The following is a 16,111-nucleotide window of genomic DNA, read 5'->3' on the forward strand; positions in this document are numbered from 1 at the left end:
TCATATCTAGTCTGTCTAACGAATCGTGGCGGCGAATCACAGGGGCGCGAGGCGGGCGGACATAAAGTTGATCACATCTGTGTCCACAACGATTCGCTTTCCTGCATCCGGATGCTCCGACGCCATCCTTCTCAACTCTTTTTGCGCCAGATTTCCCCGTCGATCATGGCCTGAAGCGTCGCGGACAGGGCCGCGCGGTCTTCGCCCATATCGGAGTTGTCCTCCAGCTTCGATCTCTCGGCGCGATGACGCAAAGAGGTGGCTTGTGCAAGCCGCCATGTCACGCCCTCGTCTGCCAGTCCCTCCAGATCCTCCATCGCGTCAGCGACCTCTTCACGAACCGCCCGCGCCGCATCGAGCTTGGCAAGCTCCTCGGTCAGGCACATCCGCGCCAGATCCGTGTTGTCAGCATTGCGAACCGGGGGGGCAGAGCGCAAATGGGGCAGAGCCAAAAGCTTTTCAAGGTCTGCCGCCGCCTCTTCGCGCAAGATTTTTTCGATCGCGGGGGCCGGTTCCGGGGCGAGTCGCAGCATCAGGTGGCGCAGCCGGTCATGCCCCTCGTCGCGCAGCGGCACCGCCTCGAGCTCGGCCTCGAATTCCGCGATCAGAGCGGGATGGGTGGCGCAGATCCCCAGGATCATCGCCTCGCGCAAATGCTCACCCACATCGTCGGGGGCGGTCGCCAGCAGCGAGGCGCGGGTCTCGGGGAGCGCGGGCAGCGCCATCGGGAACCGTCCCCGCCCGGGCGCATTGCGCGCAAACCGCCCCTGCCCCTGCCCCTGCGGCGGGCGCGAGCCACCGCGCGGCCCGGCGCCGAACAGCTCCCAACGCAGGCGTTTGATCTCTTCGGCGTAATGCGCGCTGATGGAGGGGTCCGCGATCTGCTTGATCGCGGCGCGCAACCGCTTGTCGAGCGCGGCGCGCCGTTCCGGACTGTCGAAGACCTTGCCTTCCGTCTCGCGCTGCCAGAGCAACGCGACCATCGGCTTGGCCTCGGCGAGCAGCTTCGCCATCGCCTCGCGGCCCTGTTTCTTGATCACGTCATCGGGGTCGAGCCCCGGCGGCATGACCGCGAAGCGCACCCCCTTGCCCGCCTCGAGCAGCGGCATGGCGAGATCGATCACCCGCAACGCCGCGCGCAGCCCCGCCGTGTCGCCGTCGAGCGCGATCACCGGCTCGTCATGGATGCGCCACATCAGCCGCAGCTGATCCTCGGTGATCGCGGTCCCGAGGGGGGCGACCGCGCCGCCGAAGCCCGCCTCCACCATCGCGATGACGTCCATGTAACCTTCGCAGACGACAAGCGGCGCGCCCTTCCCGCAGGCCTCGCGCGCGGGGCCGTGGTTGTAGAGCGAGCGTCCCTTGTCGAAAAGCTCGGTCTCGGGCGAATTGAGGTATTTCGCGGGATCGCCGGGGTCCATCGCGCGACCGCCGAAGGCGATGCAGCGCCCGCGCGCATCGCGGATCGGGAAGATGATGCGATTGCGAAAGACGTCGAAGGGCTCCTTGCCCTTCTGGCTTTCCCTTGCGAGCCCCGCGCCGAGGATCAGATCGTCCGGAATTCCCTTGGCCTTGAGCGCTTCGCGCAGCCCCTGCCATCCGGGCGGCGCGAAACCGATCTCGAAGCGGTCAATCGCCGCCTTGTCCAGCTTGCGCCCGGCCAGGTACTCCCGCGCCGGGGAGCCGGCCTGGGTGTTGAGATGCAGGCGGAAATATTTCACCGCCTCCTCCATCACGCGGGCAAGCTCGGTCCGGCGGTCCGCCTTCTCCTGCGCCTGCGGATCGCGCGCCGGCATCTGCAGGCCCGCCTCGCGTGCGAGGATCTCGACCGCCTCCATGAAGCCCACATTCTCGGTCTCGCGCACGAAACTCAGCGCGTCGCCCTTCGCGTGGCAGCCGAAGCAATAGTAGTAGCCCTTGCGGTCGTCGACATGGAACGAGGCCGACTTTTCCTGGTGGAACGGGCACGGCGCCCACATGTCGCCCTTGGCCTGGTTGGACTTGCGCATATCCCAGATGACCTTGCGCCCCACGACCTGAGCGATCGAGGTGCGATTGCGCAATTCGTCGAGGAATCCGGGCGGCAGGCTCATGCTCTCTATATTGGCCGGAGAGGGGCGAGAGTCGAGGGGGGAGAGCGGGCGAAACATGCCCCGAGATAACCGCGGGTCGGGCTCTCGGCACGACCGGGACCTCGCCGAATCACGCAGCGCTCTCTTATCAAAAGCTAAATAATTGTTGCCCGCGACGACACCAAATGCGCCTGCAGCACCGACTGACGCCGCAGAATCCCACAATGTGAAGGAATACAGAGGCCTTCTGCCATATTTTGGCCTCAGGCATTGGCCAACCTCTCCGACTGGAGGGGTCTCCTCGTAAGGGCGCCGGTGATGACATCGGCGCGAACCAGTCCGGAGAAGTGGGATGCGGATTGTCAGTGCGAAACGTAATGAATGCGAACCGGGCATGAGAACGCCGGGGCGCTTTCGCTGGTTCGTGCAAGATGAGACGGGCGCCGTCTTCATATTCGGCCTTCAGATCTTCCTCATCCTGCTTGTCGTGAGCGGGCTAGCCATCGATTTCGTCCGCCAGGAAGAACGTCGGACCGTGATCCAGAACACGCTCGATCGTGCCGCCCTCGCCGCCGCGAGCCTCGATCAGACCCTCGATCCCAAAGCCGTCGTGAAGGACTACCTCGACAAGGCCGGGCTCGGCTATCTGGGCATCACCCCGGTCGTCGAGGAGGGCAAGAACGTCGAATACCGCCGGGTGACGGTCGAGGCGCATGACGACATGCCCACCATCTTCGGCAACCTTCTGGGCGCCGCCTCGCTCAGAACCAACGCGAAAGCCCGTGCCGAGGAATCGATCGGCAATGTCGAGATCTCGCTCGTGCTCGACGTCTCCGGCTCGATGGGCCAGCGCGACGCGAATTCGAGCTCGGGCAACAGCAAGATCGCCTCCCTGCGCGGCGCGGCGGACAATTTCGTCAGGAAGATGTTCGACAACGTGCAACCGCCCGGCGCGCCGGCGGGACGCCTGTCGATGTCGATCGTGCCCTACAATCAGCAGGTCTCGATGGGCAACACGCTGGCCGGCATTTACAACCTGAGCACCGATCACACCCAGAATACCTGCGCGGATATCCAGCTGCTGGGTTTCGACAACCTCGCGATCCCGCCGAGCGACCCCCTGCAGCGGACGATGTACGGGTCGAGCTACGATTTTCTCGGCCAGAACCGCTCGATCTCCAGGACGATGAGCGCATCCGGCGAGAACTGCTACGAGCGCAGCTACTCCCCGATGATGGCCTTCGAGGACAACGAGTCCGACCTTCTCAACAAGGTCCAGAGCCTGAACGCGGGTGGCGACACCGCGATCGATATCGGCGCGAAATGGGGCCTCGCGCTTCTCGATCCCTCGGCGCAGCCGGTGGCCCAGAAACTGGCGGATCTGGGCGTGATCGATGCCGCCGTCGCCAATCGCCCCCTCGCCTATCCTGACGGGCAAAGCAGTGTCGCCGACAGCTCGATGAAGGTGATGATCCTGATGACCGACGGCGAGAACACGCGCACCTTCTCGATGAAGATGGCCTATCGCACCGGGGCATCGGGCTTCTACTCGACCGTCTCCGCAACCGATTTCTCGGATCAGGACATGAGCAATCTCTACTGGTATTCGGAACAACGCGCCGCGGACAATCTCAAGCCCTATTACAGCTTCTTCGACCATAACTGGCACAGCCTCGACGAAGTCGGCAAGACGACCACGACCCAGTCCTGCACCTGGAAGCAATCCTACTGGGGCTGGTATCAGGATTGCACGACCAATACGACTTTCGAGAAGAAGGCCCCGATCTCCATCGATTGGGAGACGATCTGGGGCAAGGGCTGGACGCTGCAATACGTGATCAAGACCTTCCTGCTGCCGCCGCGCCAGGCGCTCGATTCCAGCACCACCATCTCGAGCATCTATGACGAGATGGCGATCGCGTCGGTCTACGCCCAGAAGGACGCGAACCTCGCGCAGGTCTGCACGGCCGCGCGCGACCGCGGCGTGCTGATCTTCACCGTCGCCGTCTCCGCCGAGCAGAAGGGGATCAACGCGCTCTCGAATTGTAGCTCGGGGCCGAGCTACGAATACACGGTGGGGGCCGACGATCTCAATGACGCCTTCTCCTCGATCGCAACCCAGATCAGCACCTTGCGGCTGACGAACTAGGATCGGAGTCCGGACCGCATGGATCATCCGATGACAGGCACAACCGTCCCAGAGCGCGAGAGCACGCGACGCCATCGCTTCCTTCGCGACGAGGACGGTGCGGTCACGATCCCGGCGCTGTTCTGGATCGTGTTCTACCTGTTCGTGCTGTTCTCGGCCATCGACATGGCGGTCGTCTTCACCAAGCAGGTCCTGCTCGATCGCGCGACGGAGGCGACGGGGCGGATCGTCCGTCTCAGCCTTCAGCCCAAGGTCGACGAAGAGGTTCTGCGCAACTCGATCTGCCGGCATGCGGGGTTCTTCGGCAAGGACTGTCTCCAGCGCGTTTCGGTCGAAACCTTCTCCGTCGACAAGACCAACTGGAGCTCATCGATCGACAACCACCCGCTGCGCTGCGTCGATTTCTCCGACACCGACAATCCGCCTCCCGCGGCAACGCTCGAGGGCGGCGCTCCGAACCAGCTCGTGCTGATGCGGGTCTGTCTGCGGGTCAAGCCGATGATGATCGACGACTTCTTCGCGCAAGCGATGCTGAGCGCATCGCCGCTCAACACGCCCGGGGAATTCGCCCTCGTCTCGACTACCGCCTTCGTCATCGAACCCAATTCGGGCGCGGCCGCCGCGTCTCCGGGCAGCTGAGACGGAGACACGCATGAGACGCTTCAGGTTCAGACGGTTTCGCGACGACGAGACAGGCTCGATCCCGATCGAGGGGCTGATGGGCTTCCTGCTGATCATGGGCTGGTTTCTCGTCGCCTTCGAAATCTACGACGCCTTCCGCATTCGCGCCGCCGCGACCCGCGCCAGCTATGTCGTTGCCGATCTCCTGTCGCGCGAACGCAACCCCGTCGGGCCGAAATACGTCGAGGGCATGAAGCGCGTCTTCGATTTCGTGGCCGGGGCACAGGATGCGAACCAGGCGTGGATGCGGGTCACGCTCGTCAAGTGCTGGGACGATCCCAACAACCCCGGCGTTCCGTGCAATGACGGCGATCCGAACCGGCTGGTCAAGCTGGTGGCCTCCTACGCGACGGGGACGGCCGACATCTATACCCAGACCGCGCTCGACAGAGAGGCGCCGCGCATTCCGGTTCTGGCGGCAGGCGATACCGCGACGATCGTCGAGACCTCCTTGCAGTTCCGCCCGCTCTTCGGCATCGGCGAGCGTTGGGTCAAACACCAGAATGACGAATTGGGCCAGATGGGCCTGACGAGCGCTCTGCGTTTCTCGAGCTTCGTGGTCACCCGCCCGCGCGTGACGCTGCTCGTCTGGGATCCCAACAAGTAACCTCGCCAGCTTGCGTTGTGCGCCCGCTCAGAGGTCCTGTGCCCCGCTGAGCGATTGCGCTTTGGCGGCGCGCGGCTATCTGATGGACGAAGCCGCAATCCCGAAAGGTGGTGCCATGTCGATCCGTCCCGTTCTCGAAACCCGCAAGTCCCAACCCTTCATGGAAGGCGCGGGCGTGCATCTTCATCGTGCCTTCGGGTTTCAGGACCCGTCAGAGGCCGATCCGTTCCTGCTCTTCGACGATTTCCGCAACGACCGGCCCGAGGATTACCTCGCCGGCTTTCCCTGGCATCCTCATCGCGGGATCGAGACGATCACCTATGTTCTGGCCGGCACGGTCGAACATGGCGACAGCCTCGGCAATCGTGGAGAACTGGGCGCCGGCTCGGTGCAATGGATGACGGCGGGCTCGGGCATCCTGCATCAGGAGATGCCAAAAGGAGATGCGGCCGGCCGGATGCACGGGTTCCAGCTCTGGGCGAACCTGCCCTCGCACCAGAAGATGACCGCGCCGCGCTACCAGGACATTCAGGGGTCGGACATTCCCGAGGTGATCGACGATGACGGCACCCGCGTGCGCGTCGTCACCGGCGAATTCTGGGGCAAGCGCGGCCCGGTGGACGGGATCGCGGCCGATCCGCAATATCTCGACATCTCGGTCCCGCCCGGCGTGAAGAAGCGCTTCAAGGTCGACACCTATCGCAACACCTTCGCCTATGTCTTCGACGGCGCGGCGGCGTTCGCGGATGCCTCGAGCCCCTCCGGCGTGCTTCTGGAAAAGGAAGTGATGGGCCAGGAGGTGAACATCCGCGACCTTTCGGGCGACCGGACGCTCGTGCGCTTCGGCACCGGCGACGAGATCGTCGTTCAGGCAGGCGAGAAGGGCGTGCGTTTCCTGCTGATCTCGGGCGCGCCGATCCAGGAGCCCGTCGCCTGGCACGGGCCGATCGTGATGAACACGCGCGAGGAACTCCAGACCGCCATGGCGGAACTGCGCAACGGCACCTTCATCAAGCCCGCGCACTGATCGCGAAAAGACAACGGGCTGGGGGCTGCGGCCCCCGCCCCCGGCTCAGCCGTGATCGCGCCAGCGGTTGACGATCGGATAGCGCCGGTCGAGCCAGAAGGCCTTGCGCGAGAGCCGCGTGCCGGGCGCCGACTGGAAGCGCTTCCATTCCGAGATATAGAGCAGGTGCTCGACCTTCTTGATGGTCGCGTGGTCATAGCCCGCGGCCTCGAGATCGGAGACCGAGGCATCATGCTCCACCAGCCCCTCGAGGATCGCATCGAGCACCGGATAGGGCGGCAGGCTGTCCTCGTCCTTCTGATCGGGCCGCAACTCGGCCGAGGGCGGCTTGTCGATGATCGCGACGGGGATCACCTCGCCCTCCGGGCCCTTCATCCAGTCGCGGTGATTGGCATTGCGCCAACGGCAGGTCTCGAAGACGCGGGTCTTGTAAAGATCCTTGATCGGATTGTAGCCGCCCGCCATGTCGCCGTAGATCGTGGCATAGCCGACCGCCATCTCGGATTTGTTGCCGGTGGTCAGGAGCATCTCGCCGAACTTGTTCGACAGCGCCATCAGCATCATGCCGCGCAGGCGCGACTGGATGTTTTCCTCCGTCACGTCCGGCTCGGTCCCCGCCATCAGATGCGCGAGCGCCTCGGTGACCGCGTCGCGCGCCCCGTCGATGCGCACCGTATCGAGGCGCAGCCCCTGACGCTTCGCCAGTTCGGCCGCATCGTCGAGAGAGCCCTGCGAGGTATATTCCGAGGGCAGCATCACGCAATGCACCGCCTCCGGCCCCAACGCATCGGCCGCGATCGTGGCGACCAGCGCCGAGTCGATCCCGCCCGACAGTCCGAGCACGACCTTCGAGAAACCGGATTTGCGCAGGTAATCCCCGAGCCCAACGACCATCGCGCGGTAATCCTGCTCCCATTCCGAGGGCTGCGGATCATCGCGACCGGCCTCGGCATGCCACCCCTCCGCGTCGCGGACGAAATCGACATGGTCGATGATCTCGTCGAAGGGAGCGAATTGCGCGGCAAGCTGGCCGTGACGGTTGAGAACGAAGCTCGCCCCGTCGAAGACCTGATCGTCCTGACCGCCGACCGAATTGAGATAGGCCAGCGGCAGCCCGGTCTCGACCACCCGCGCGACCATGTGGTTCATCCGCGTCTCGAGCTTGTTGCGGTAATAGGGCGAGCCGTTGGGCACGATCAGGATCTCGGCCCCGGTCTCGGCCAGCGTCTCGGCGACGTCCGGGTGCCACGCATCCTCGCAGATCGGCGTGCCGATCCGCACCCCGTTGATCGCATAGGGCCCCGAGATCGGGCCGACATCGTAGATCCGGTATTCGTCGAAGATGCCGTGATGGGGCAGCTCGTGCTTGAGCATCCGCGCGACGAGCTTGCCGTCCTTCCAGACCCAATAGGCGTTGTACTGGCCTTCCTCGCTCCACCAGGGGCCGCCGATCCCCAGCGCGGGGCCATCGGTGATGCGCCTGCCCAGCAGCTCCATCGCCTCGACCGAGTCCCGCACGAAGGCGGGTTTCGCGATCAGGTCCTGGGTCTGGTAGCCGGTGATGAACATCTCGGGCAGCACGACCATGTCCGCACCCGCCCGCTTGCCCTCTTCCCAGGCGGCGAAAGCTTTGTCGGCATTGGCCTCGAGCGCGCCCACTGTGGGGTTGAGCTGGGCCATGGTAAGGCGGAAACGATCGGCCATGCGGGTCCTCGGCTAACGGTTTGTCCCCCATTTAGCAGAATGTGCCCGGCAGGGAAGGCCGTGCAGGGAAAAGCCGCCATTCCGAGGCGATCCCGCCCGCGCCGATGCGCGCCCTTCGCGCCACTGTCCGGAGGCGTTCGCGGCACAGCGGAGCGCGGCGCTTGTCACCCCCTGCCCCGTTGCCTAATCTTTTCGGGAACATGGGCGGGACGAATCCCGCGCCCCAGGCTGGGCAGAAGCATCGAGGACAGGCATGGCAGAGGCGCAGCTCCGGTTGATCGTATTGGCGTTTCTCGCCGGGCTCGGCGTGCAGCCCGCGCTCGCCAAGGACGTCATCACCAAGCAATACGAGGATGGCGGCCTCTACACGGGCACCTTCACCGACGGCAAGCAGGACGGCCACGGCACCTACAAGCTCCCCTCGGGCTACGAATACGAGGGCGAATGGGTGATGGGGGAAATCCGCGGCGAGGGCCGCGCGCAATTCCCCAACGGCTCGGTCTATGTCGGCCATTTCGCCCGCGGCAAGCCCGACGGCAAGGGCAAGATAACCTTCGCGGACGGCTCGACCTACGAGGGCGACTGGGTGAACGGCCAGATCACCGGGACCGGCGTTGCCAACTATGCAAACGGCTCGACCTATACCGGCCAGTTTCTCAACGCGATGCATAACGGCACCGGCACGCTGGTGAGCGCCAACGGCTATCGCTACGAGGGCGACTGGGTCGAGGGCGTCAAGCAGGGTCAGGGCAAGATCACCTATCCCGACGGCTCGGTCTATCTCGGGCAGATGAAGAACGGCCAGCGCGACGGCACCGGGACGCTCACGATGGCCGACGGCCTCGTCTACGAGGGCGCCTGGCAGAACGGCCAGATGAGCGGGACCGGAAAACTCACCCAGGCCAATGGCGATGTCTATGAGGGCCAGATGGCCGACGGCAAGCGCGAGGGCAAGGGCAAGGTCACCTATGCCAATGGCGACACCTACGAGGGCGAGTTCCACGACGACAAGCGCGACGGCACCGGCACCTTCCACGGCACGGATGGCTATATCTACGAGGGCGAGTGGAAAGCGGGCCGGATCCAGGGCACGGGCAAGGTGACCTATCCCGACGGCTCGGTCTATCAGGGCAGCTTCAAGAACGACCTTCCCGACGGGCAGGGCAAGATCACCTATCCCGACGGGTCGAGCTACGAGGGGGGCTGGGTCGCAGGCGTGATCGAGGGCAAGGGCGTTGCCAATTACGCGAACGGTCTGGTCTACGAGGGCGAGTTCAAGAATGCGCGCAACGAGGGTCACGGCAAGATGACCTATCCCGACGGCTACACCTATGAGGGCGAATGGGTCGGCGGCCAGCGTCAGGGACAGGGCGTTGCGCAATATGCCGACGGCACGGTCTATGACGGCACCTTCAAGAACGGCCAGCGCGACGGGATGGGCAAGCTCACGATGCCCGACGGGTTCGTCTATGAGGGCGAGTGGCGCAACGGCGCGATCGACGGCCAGGGCAAGGCGACCTATGCCAATGGCGATACCTACGAGGGCTATTTCTCGAACGGCAAGCGCGAGGGCCGGGGCACGATGACCTATGCGTCGGGCAAGGTCGCCGAGGGCCAATGGGCGAATGACGAACTCAAGAGCGGCGGCGACGCGGCGCCAGCGCCCGCCACCCCGGAGGCAGGAACGAGCGCGGGCGGGCAGGATGCCGCCCCGCCGTCGGAAACCGCCCCGCAACCGCAGGACAACTGAGGCTCAGACGCGCGCGCCCGCGTCGAGCTTTCGCAAGATCGCCTCGGCTGTCTCGAGCTTCGCCTTGCGGGTCTCGGGCGCCTGCCGGTCCCAGTTCCGGTAGATCATCCTCATCCGCATATTCCCCTCGAACCGGTCGCGGTGACGGTCGAGGAAATGCCAGTAGAGGCTGTTGAACGGACAGGCCCTGTCGCCGTCCTTCGCCTTCACGTCATAGGCGCAACCCGCGCAGTAGTCCGACATCTTGTCGATATAGACACCCGAGGAGATGTAGGGTTTCGAGGCCACGACGCCCCCATCGGCGAACTGGCTCATGCCTGCGGTGTTGGGGGCCTCGACCCATTCATAGGCGTCGATATAAACCCCGAGATACCACTCCTGCACCTGCGCGGGGTCGACGCCTGCGAGCAGCGCGAAATTGCCCGTCACCATCAATCGCTGGATGTGATGGGCATAGGCCAGATCGCGGGTCTGCTCGACCGTTGCGCGCAGGCAGGCCATGTCGGTTTCCCCCGACCAGTAGAACCAGGGAAGATCGCGGTGGTGCGCGAGCGCGTTGCGGGAAGTGTAATCGGGACCCTCGAGGAAATATACCCCGCGTACATATTCGCGCCAGCCGAGGATCTGCCGGATGAACCCCTCGGCCGACTGGATCGGCACCTTGCCCGCACGGCAAGCTGCCTCGGCGGCCTCGCAGACCTCGCGCGCAGACAGCAATCCGAGATTGAGCGACGAGGACAGGAGCGAGTGATAAAGTAGCGGGTCGCCATCCAGCATCGCGTCCTGATAGGGGCCGAACTCGACGAGGTTATGGGCGATGAAATGCGCGAGCGCGCGCAAGGCCTGCGCCCGGCTGACGGGCCAGTTGAACTGATCGAGCCCACCGAAACTGTCCGGAAACTCCGCCTCGACCATCTCGATCACCTCCTGCACCAGCGCATCCTTGCGAAACGTGGGCGCGGCTTCGCGGAAGAGATCGGCCTGGGCGGGCTTGCGGTTCTCCTTGTCGTAATTCCACTCCCCGCCTGCGGGCTTGTCGCCCTCCATCAAGAGCCCCGTCTCGCGGCGCATTTCGCGGTAGAACCACTCCATGCGCAGCTCCTTGCGGCCCTTGGCCCAGTCGGCAAAGCGCGTCTCGGAACAGAAGAACCGGTCGTCGGGCAGCTGGCGGATCTTCAGCGGCGCGGCCTCGAACGCTTCGCGCAACCGCCATTCGCCGGGCGCGATCGTCAGAACCTCATCGGCCCCCTCCTCCCCGGCGCGGCGCGCGAACTCGCCGACCAGAGATCCCGCATTCTCCGGATCGGTCAGCTTGGTGTAGCGGACCTGCCAACCCTCGCGCGACAGCTCATCGGCAAAGCGGCGCATCGCGGCGAAGGTGAGCGCCAGCTTCTGCTTGTGATGGGGCGCGTAGCTCGCCTCCTCGCGCACTTCGGCCAGCACCACGACATCGCGCGCCTTGTCGCCTGCGCGCAAAGCCGCACCGTCATGGCTGAGCTGATCGCCGAGAACCGCGATCAGCCTAGTCGGCATAGATCATCTTCCGTGTCATGCCGCCATCGACGACAAGAACCTGGCCCGTCACGAAGCCCGCACCCGCAAGGTAGAGCACGGCTTCGGCGATATCGGCAGGCTCACCCACCCGCCCCGCGGGATGCTGGGCATGATCGGCCGCGCTCAGCTCCGCGCCCGCAGAGTTGATCCAGCCCGGGGCGATCGCGTTGACGCGCACGTCCGGCCCGAGCCCGACCGCCATCGCATGGGTCAGTGCCACCACCCCGCCCTTCGCGGCCGCATAGGCATAGGTATCGGGTTCGGATTGCAGCGCGCGGGTCGAGGCGATGTTGACCACGGCGCCCCTGGCCGCCCGCAGGCCCGGCAGACATTCGCGGGTCATCAGGAAGCTGCCCGTCAGATGCGGGGCGACCCAGTCATTCCAGCGCTCCAGGCTCAACTCCTCCAGCGGGCCGCAATGGGGGTCCGCCGGCCCGCCATTGTTGACCAGCAGATCGACCCGATCGAACCCCGCCTCGGCGACAGCCGCGCGGATCACGTCTTCGCGCGCGAGATCGCAGCGGATCGCGCGCAATCCTTCACGGGGGTCCAGTGGGCCGATATCCAGATCGAGCGCCGCGACCTGCCAGCCCTTGTCCAGCAGCATCTCGGTCACGGCGCGGCCGATGCCGCGCGCGGCTCCGGTGACGATGGCTGTGCGCTTTACCATGGGATCTCCTTGCCTCCGTAATCGAAAAAGCCACCCGAGTGCTGCGGGTCCAGCCCTTCGAGCACATCGAGAAGGCGGCATGCCGCCTCGGCGGGGCTCAGCTTCTCACGCGGGTAATCGGCGGTGAAGGGGGTGTCCACCGTGCCCGGATGGAGCGCCGCGATCACAAGCTGCGGATGGCTGCGCGCCAGTTCGATCGCCGCGCCGTGCAGGAACTGGTTCAGCGCCGCCTTGCTGGCGCGGTAGCTGTACCATCCGCCCAGACGGTTGTCCCCGATCGAGCCCACCCGCGCCGAAAGCGCCGCGAACCGCGCGGGACGATCCCGCGGCAGCAGCCTGCGGACATGCTTGAGCACCAGAGCCGGGCCCATTGCGTTCACCGCGAATTGCGCGGCCATCTCTTCCGGAGCGAGATGAGAGAGCGCCTTTTCGGGTGTGCCGAGCTGCCCCGAGGCCACGAAGACCAGATCGACCGGCTCCTCGATCGGCGCGAGCCCCGCCTCGATCGACGCTTCGTCGGTCACGTCGAAGCCGTCGCGCGAACGCGACAGCCCCGTCACCGAGACCCCGCGCGCCTCCAGCTCCGTCCGGAGCGCCGCCCCGATCCCGCCCGTGTCCCCGATCACGATTGCCCGAGATGCCACCCGTGCCTCCTCTGTGCCCTGCTCCTCCTACGCGAGGCTGTCCCGCGCGGTTCCTTTTTTGCTTTTCATTTCGACAGGCTGACCTATAGTGCGCTGCATGACACGGGAAATGCACATCGCGACACCGCCGACCGGAGCCATTCTGCTCCGCGCGACCACCCGTGGTCTCCTTCTTCTTAGCAGCCTCTGAGCGTGCCTTCGGGCGCGAACGCTCAGGGGTAACCAGCGCCCGGACAACTCCCGAAGCCCAAGCGCGATGCTGGTCTTCGGGCCCAAGTGACGCTAAGACCTGCGAAGAGAGAGACTAGAGATGGCCCCGACCATGGCCGACAATTCCCGCGTTCTGATTTTCGACACGACCCTGCGCGACGGCGAGCAATCGCCCGGTGCGACGATGACCCATGACGAAAAGCTCGAGATCGCCGAGCTGCTCGACGAAATGGGCGTCGATATCATCGAGGCCGGGTTCCCGATCGCCTCCGAGGGCGATTTCGAGGCGGTCAGCGACATTGCCAAGCGCTCGAAGAATTCGATGATCTGCGGCCTCGCACGGGCGAATTACAAGGATATCGACCGCTGCTGGGAAGCCGTGCGCAACGCCGCGCAGCCGCGCATCCACACCTTCATCGGCACCTCGCCGCTCCATCGCGAGATCACCAAGCTCACGATGGACGAGATGGCCGAGCGCATCCACGACACCGTGACCCATGCGCGTAACCTGTGCGACAACGTGCAATGGTCGCCGATGGACGCGATCCGCACCGAGCGCGACTATCTGGCCCGCGTGGTCGAGATCGCGATCAAGGCGGGCGCCACGACGATCAACATCCCCGACACGGTGGGCTACACCCTGCCCGAGGAAAGCGCGCAGATCATCCGCGAACTGATCGAGCGCGTGCCCGGCGCCGACGAGGTGATCTTCGCCACCCATTGCCATAATGATCTGGGCATGGCGACGGCGAACGCGCTGGCCGCCGTTCAGGGCGGCGCGCGCCAGATCGAATGCACGATCAACGGCCTGGGCGAGCGCGCGGGCAATACCGCGCTCGAAGAGGTCGTGATGGCGATCAAGGTGCGCAAGGACCTGATGCCCTTCGTCACCGGTATCGACACCACGAAGATCATGCACCTGTCGCGCCGCGTCTCTCAGGTCTCGGGTTTCCCGGTCCAGTTCAACAAGGCGATCGTCGGCAAGAACGCCTTCTTGCATGAATCCGGCATCCACCAGGACGGCGTCCTGAAGAATGTCGAGACCTTCGAGATCATGAAGCCCGCCGATATCGGCATCACCGAGACCAATATCGCGATGGGCAAGCATTCGGGCCGCGCCGCGCTGCGCTCGAAGCTGAAGGATCTGGGCTACGAACTGGCCGACAACCAGCTCAACGACGTCTTCGTGCGGTTCAAGGCGCTGGCCGACCGCAAGAAGGAGATCTACGACGACGACCTGATCGCGCTGATGACCGACAGCGCCGCCAATACCGCGGATGATTATCTGCAGGTGAAATGGCTGCGCGTGGTCTGCGGCTCGGACGGTCAGGAAGCCGAGCTGAAGATGCTGGTCGATGGCGAGGAAAAGAGCTGCAAGTCCGAGGGCGACGGCCCGGTCGATGCGGTCTTCAAATGCGTCAAGGAGATCTACCCGACCCAGGCCAAGCTGAAGCTCTATCAGGTCCATGCGGTGACCGAAGGGACCGATGCGCAGGCCACCGTTTCGGTGCGTCTCGAGGAGGAGGGTCGGATCGTGACCGGCGCGGCCTCCGATACCGACACGATCCTCGCCAGCGTGAAGGCCTATGTCGGCGCGCTCAACCGCCTTCGGGTGCGCAGCCAGAAGACCGCTCCCGATGCCGACGTGAAATCGGTCAGCTACAAGCTCTGATCGCGGAGAACCGATCCGCCGTTTCGAAGGGCAGCCGCCAAGGCTGCCCTTTTTCGTCTCCGCGGCCGACCCGAAGCCTCGCGGACAGCACGATTTCGTGACGGATCGCAAAAGTTCAACTTCAGGCTGAGCAGATGGGCCCAGAACACGACAAATGTTGAAAAAGGTATATTCCTTCGCCGCCCATGCGCGGATTGCTGCCCCACTCACCTTGCATTGGCGCAAATCCGCTTCCCCGACTGGCCCCGTTTGACTATACGAAACGCCAACAACGGCTGGGGCGAGTCGGGGTTTCAAAACGTTATTTTGCGGATGGGACGGCGAAAAAATGGTAGGCGGGATCTTCTCTTCGGACATGGCGATCGACCTCGGGACGGCGAACACGCTGGTCTACATGAAGGGCAAGGGGATCGTTCTTAACGAACCCTCGGTGGTCGCCTATCACGTGAAGGACGGCAAGAAGCAGGTGCTCGCGGTTGGCGAGGACGCCAAGCTGATGCTCGGCCGCACCCCCGGCTCGATCGAGGCGATCCGCCCGATGCGCGACGGCGTCATCGCCGATTTCGACAGCGCCGAGGAGATGATCAAGCATTTCATCCGCAAGGTGCACAAACGCTCGACCTTCACCAAGCCGAAGATCATCGTCTGCGTCCCCCATGGCGCGACCCCGGTGGAAAAGCGCGCGATCCGTCAGTCGGTCCTATCGGCCGGCGCACGTCGCGCGGGCCTGATCGCCGAACCGATCGCCGCAGCCATCGGCGCGGGCATGCCGATCACCGACCCCACGGGCTCGATGGTGGTCGATATCGGCGGCGGCACGACCGAAGTGGCCGTGCTCTCGCTCGGCGACATCGTCTATGCGCGTTCGGTGCGTGTCGGCGGCGACCGGATGGACGAGGCGATCATCTCCTACCTGCGCCGCAACCAGAACCTTCTGGTGGGCGAATCCACCGCCGAGCGGATCAAGACCACGATCGGCACCGCGCGGATGCCCGATGACGGCCGGGGCATGAGCCTGCATGTGCGCGGCCGCGACCTTCTGAACGGCGTGCCAAAGGAAACCGAGATCACCCAGGCCCAAGTCGCCGAGGCGCTCTCCGAGCCGGTGCAGTCGATCTGCGACGCGGTGATGCAGGCGCTCGAGACCACCCCCCCGGATCTGGCCGCGGACATCGTGGATCGCGGCGTGATGCTGACCGGCGGCGGCGCGCTTCTGGGCGAGCTCGACCTCGCGCTGCGCGAGCAGACGGGCCTGTCGATCTCCATTGCCGACCAGTCGCTCAACTGTGTTGCGCTCGGTACCGGCAAGGCGCTTGAATACGAAAAGCAGCTTCGCCACGTCATTGACTACGACAGCTGAGTCGGGCGGCC

12 protein-coding genes are annotated in these 16,111 nt (G+C 64.9%); 7 read left to right on the forward strand and 5 right to left on the reverse strand.

The features are described from left to right. Positions 1-131 precede the first annotated feature (131 nt). Complete coding sequence (gene dnaG, locus DW2_RS16565) at positions 132-2,093, reverse strand: DNA primase (RefSeq protein ID WP_038148284.1); 1,962 nt, start codon at positions 2,091-2,093, stop codon at positions 132-134. A gap of 373 nt (positions 2,094-2,466) precedes the next feature. On the opposite strand from dnaG, the gene DW2_RS16570 reads away from it, so the two are divergent. The 4 genes from DW2_RS16570 (at position 2,467) to DW2_RS16585 (ending at position 6,536) form a co-directional block, all read left to right on the forward strand. After that, entirely contained in the window at positions 2,467-4,221 is a 1,755-nt protein-coding gene (locus tag DW2_RS16570) for a TadE/TadG family type IV pilus assembly protein (protein ID WP_162178903.1), read from the forward strand. A 30-nt stretch (positions 4,222-4,251) separates the two neighbouring features. Then, positions 4,252-4,860, forward strand: a complete 609-nt coding sequence (locus tag DW2_RS16575; RefSeq protein WP_156103006.1) for a TadE/TadG family type IV pilus assembly protein — start codon at positions 4,252-4,254, stop codon at positions 4,858-4,860. Positions 4,861-4,873: 13 nt separating this feature from the next. Next, on the forward strand, positions 4,874-5,509 hold the full coding sequence (locus DW2_RS16580) for a hypothetical protein (protein WP_038148287.1): 636 nt from the start codon (positions 4,874-4,876) through the stop codon (positions 5,507-5,509). 115 nt (positions 5,510-5,624) lie between these two features. Continuing rightward, positions 5,625-6,536 (forward strand): pirin family protein, encoded by a 912-nt coding sequence (locus DW2_RS16585; protein ID WP_038148373.1) that lies wholly within the window; start codon positions 5,625-5,627, stop codon positions 6,534-6,536. 45 nt (positions 6,537-6,581) lie between these two features. Here DW2_RS16585 and DW2_RS16590 read toward each other — a convergent pair whose 3' ends face one another. Continuing rightward, entirely contained in the window at positions 6,582-8,240 is a 1,659-nt protein-coding gene (locus DW2_RS16590; RefSeq protein ID WP_038148288.1) for an NAD+ synthase, read from the reverse strand. Between the two features lie 253 nt (positions 8,241-8,493). On the opposite strand from DW2_RS16590, the gene DW2_RS16595 reads away from it, so the two are divergent. Further along, on the forward strand, positions 8,494-9,990 hold the full coding sequence (locus tag DW2_RS16595) for an MORN repeat-containing protein (protein WP_051856338.1): 1,497 nt from the start codon (positions 8,494-8,496) through the stop codon (positions 9,988-9,990). Between the two features lie 3 nt (positions 9,991-9,993). On the opposite strand, the gene DW2_RS16600 is transcribed toward DW2_RS16595, so the two are convergent. From DW2_RS16600 to DW2_RS16610, 3 genes are read right to left on the reverse strand one after another with little or no spacing between them, the layout of a single operon-like run. Next, positions 9,994-11,523 (reverse strand): cryptochrome/photolyase family protein, encoded by a 1,530-nt coding sequence (locus tag DW2_RS16600; protein ID WP_038148289.1) that lies wholly within the window; start codon positions 11,521-11,523, stop codon positions 9,994-9,996. After that, the gene (locus DW2_RS16605) at positions 11,513-12,214 is read right to left on the reverse strand and encodes an SDR family oxidoreductase (protein ID WP_038148290.1); all 702 of its coding nucleotides are present in this window, start codon (positions 12,212-12,214) and stop codon (positions 11,513-11,515) included. Before DW2_RS16605 ends, DW2_RS16600 begins: the two co-directional genes overlap by 11 nt. Beyond that, positions 12,208-12,858, reverse strand: a complete 651-nt coding sequence (locus DW2_RS16610) for an SDR family NAD(P)-dependent oxidoreductase (RefSeq protein WP_038148292.1) — start codon at positions 12,856-12,858, stop codon at positions 12,208-12,210. Before DW2_RS16610 ends, DW2_RS16605 begins: the two co-directional genes overlap by 7 nt. A gap of 322 nt (positions 12,859-13,180) precedes the next feature. Here DW2_RS16610 and DW2_RS16615 point away from each other — a divergent pair, with 322 nt between their 5' ends. Both DW2_RS16615 and DW2_RS16620 read left to right on the forward strand, forming a co-directional pair. Next, positions 13,181-14,740, forward strand: coding sequence for a 2-isopropylmalate synthase (locus DW2_RS16615; RefSeq protein WP_038148375.1), 1,560 nt, complete (start codon positions 13,181-13,183; stop codon positions 14,738-14,740). 328 nt (positions 14,741-15,068) lie between these two features. Then, a complete protein-coding gene (locus tag DW2_RS16620) occupies positions 15,069-16,100 on the forward strand; it encodes a rod shape-determining protein (protein WP_038148293.1) in 1,032 nt (343 codons plus the stop codon). Positions 16,101-16,111 lie beyond the last annotated feature (11 nt).

Source organism: Thioclava atlantica, assembly GCF_000737065.1.
GTDB classification, from domain to species: domain Bacteria; phylum Pseudomonadota; class Alphaproteobacteria; order Rhodobacterales; family Rhodobacteraceae; genus Thioclava; species Thioclava atlantica.

What these genes read in the sequence shown, in the direction of transcription:
- dnaG (WP_038148284.1), bottom strand. Translation starts at nt 2,093, where the DNA reads ATGAGCCTGCCGCCCGGATTCCTCGACGAATTGCGCAATCGCACCTCG.
- DW2_RS16570 (WP_162178903.1), top strand. Translation starts at nt 2,467, where the DNA reads ATGAGAACGCCGGGGCGCTTTCGCTGGTTCGTGCAAGATGAGACGGGC.
- DW2_RS16575 (WP_156103006.1), top strand. Translation starts at nt 4,252, where the DNA reads ATGACAGGCACAACCGTCCCAGAGCGCGAGAGCACGCGACGCCATCGC.
- DW2_RS16580 (WP_038148287.1), top strand. Translation starts at nt 4,874, where the DNA reads ATGAGACGCTTCAGGTTCAGACGGTTTCGCGACGACGAGACAGGCTCG.
- DW2_RS16585 (WP_038148373.1), top strand. Translation starts at nt 5,625, where the DNA reads ATGTCGATCCGTCCCGTTCTCGAAACCCGCAAGTCCCAACCCTTCATG.
- DW2_RS16590 (WP_038148288.1), bottom strand. Translation starts at nt 8,240, where the DNA reads ATGGCCGATCGTTTCCGCCTTACCATGGCCCAGCTCAACCCCACAGTG.
- DW2_RS16595 (WP_051856338.1), top strand. Translation starts at nt 8,494, where the DNA reads ATGGCAGAGGCGCAGCTCCGGTTGATCGTATTGGCGTTTCTCGCCGGG.
- DW2_RS16600 (WP_038148289.1), bottom strand. Translation starts at nt 11,523, where the DNA reads ATGCCGACTAGGCTGATCGCGGTTCTCGGCGATCAGCTCAGCCATGAC.
- DW2_RS16605 (WP_038148290.1), bottom strand. Translation starts at nt 12,214, where the DNA reads ATGGTAAAGCGCACAGCCATCGTCACCGGAGCCGCGCGCGGCATCGGC.
- DW2_RS16615 (WP_038148375.1), top strand. Translation starts at nt 13,181, where the DNA reads ATGGCCGACAATTCCCGCGTTCTGATTTTCGACACGACCCTGCGCGAC.
- DW2_RS16620 (WP_038148293.1), top strand. Translation starts at nt 15,069, where the DNA reads ATGGTAGGCGGGATCTTCTCTTCGGACATGGCGATCGACCTCGGGACG.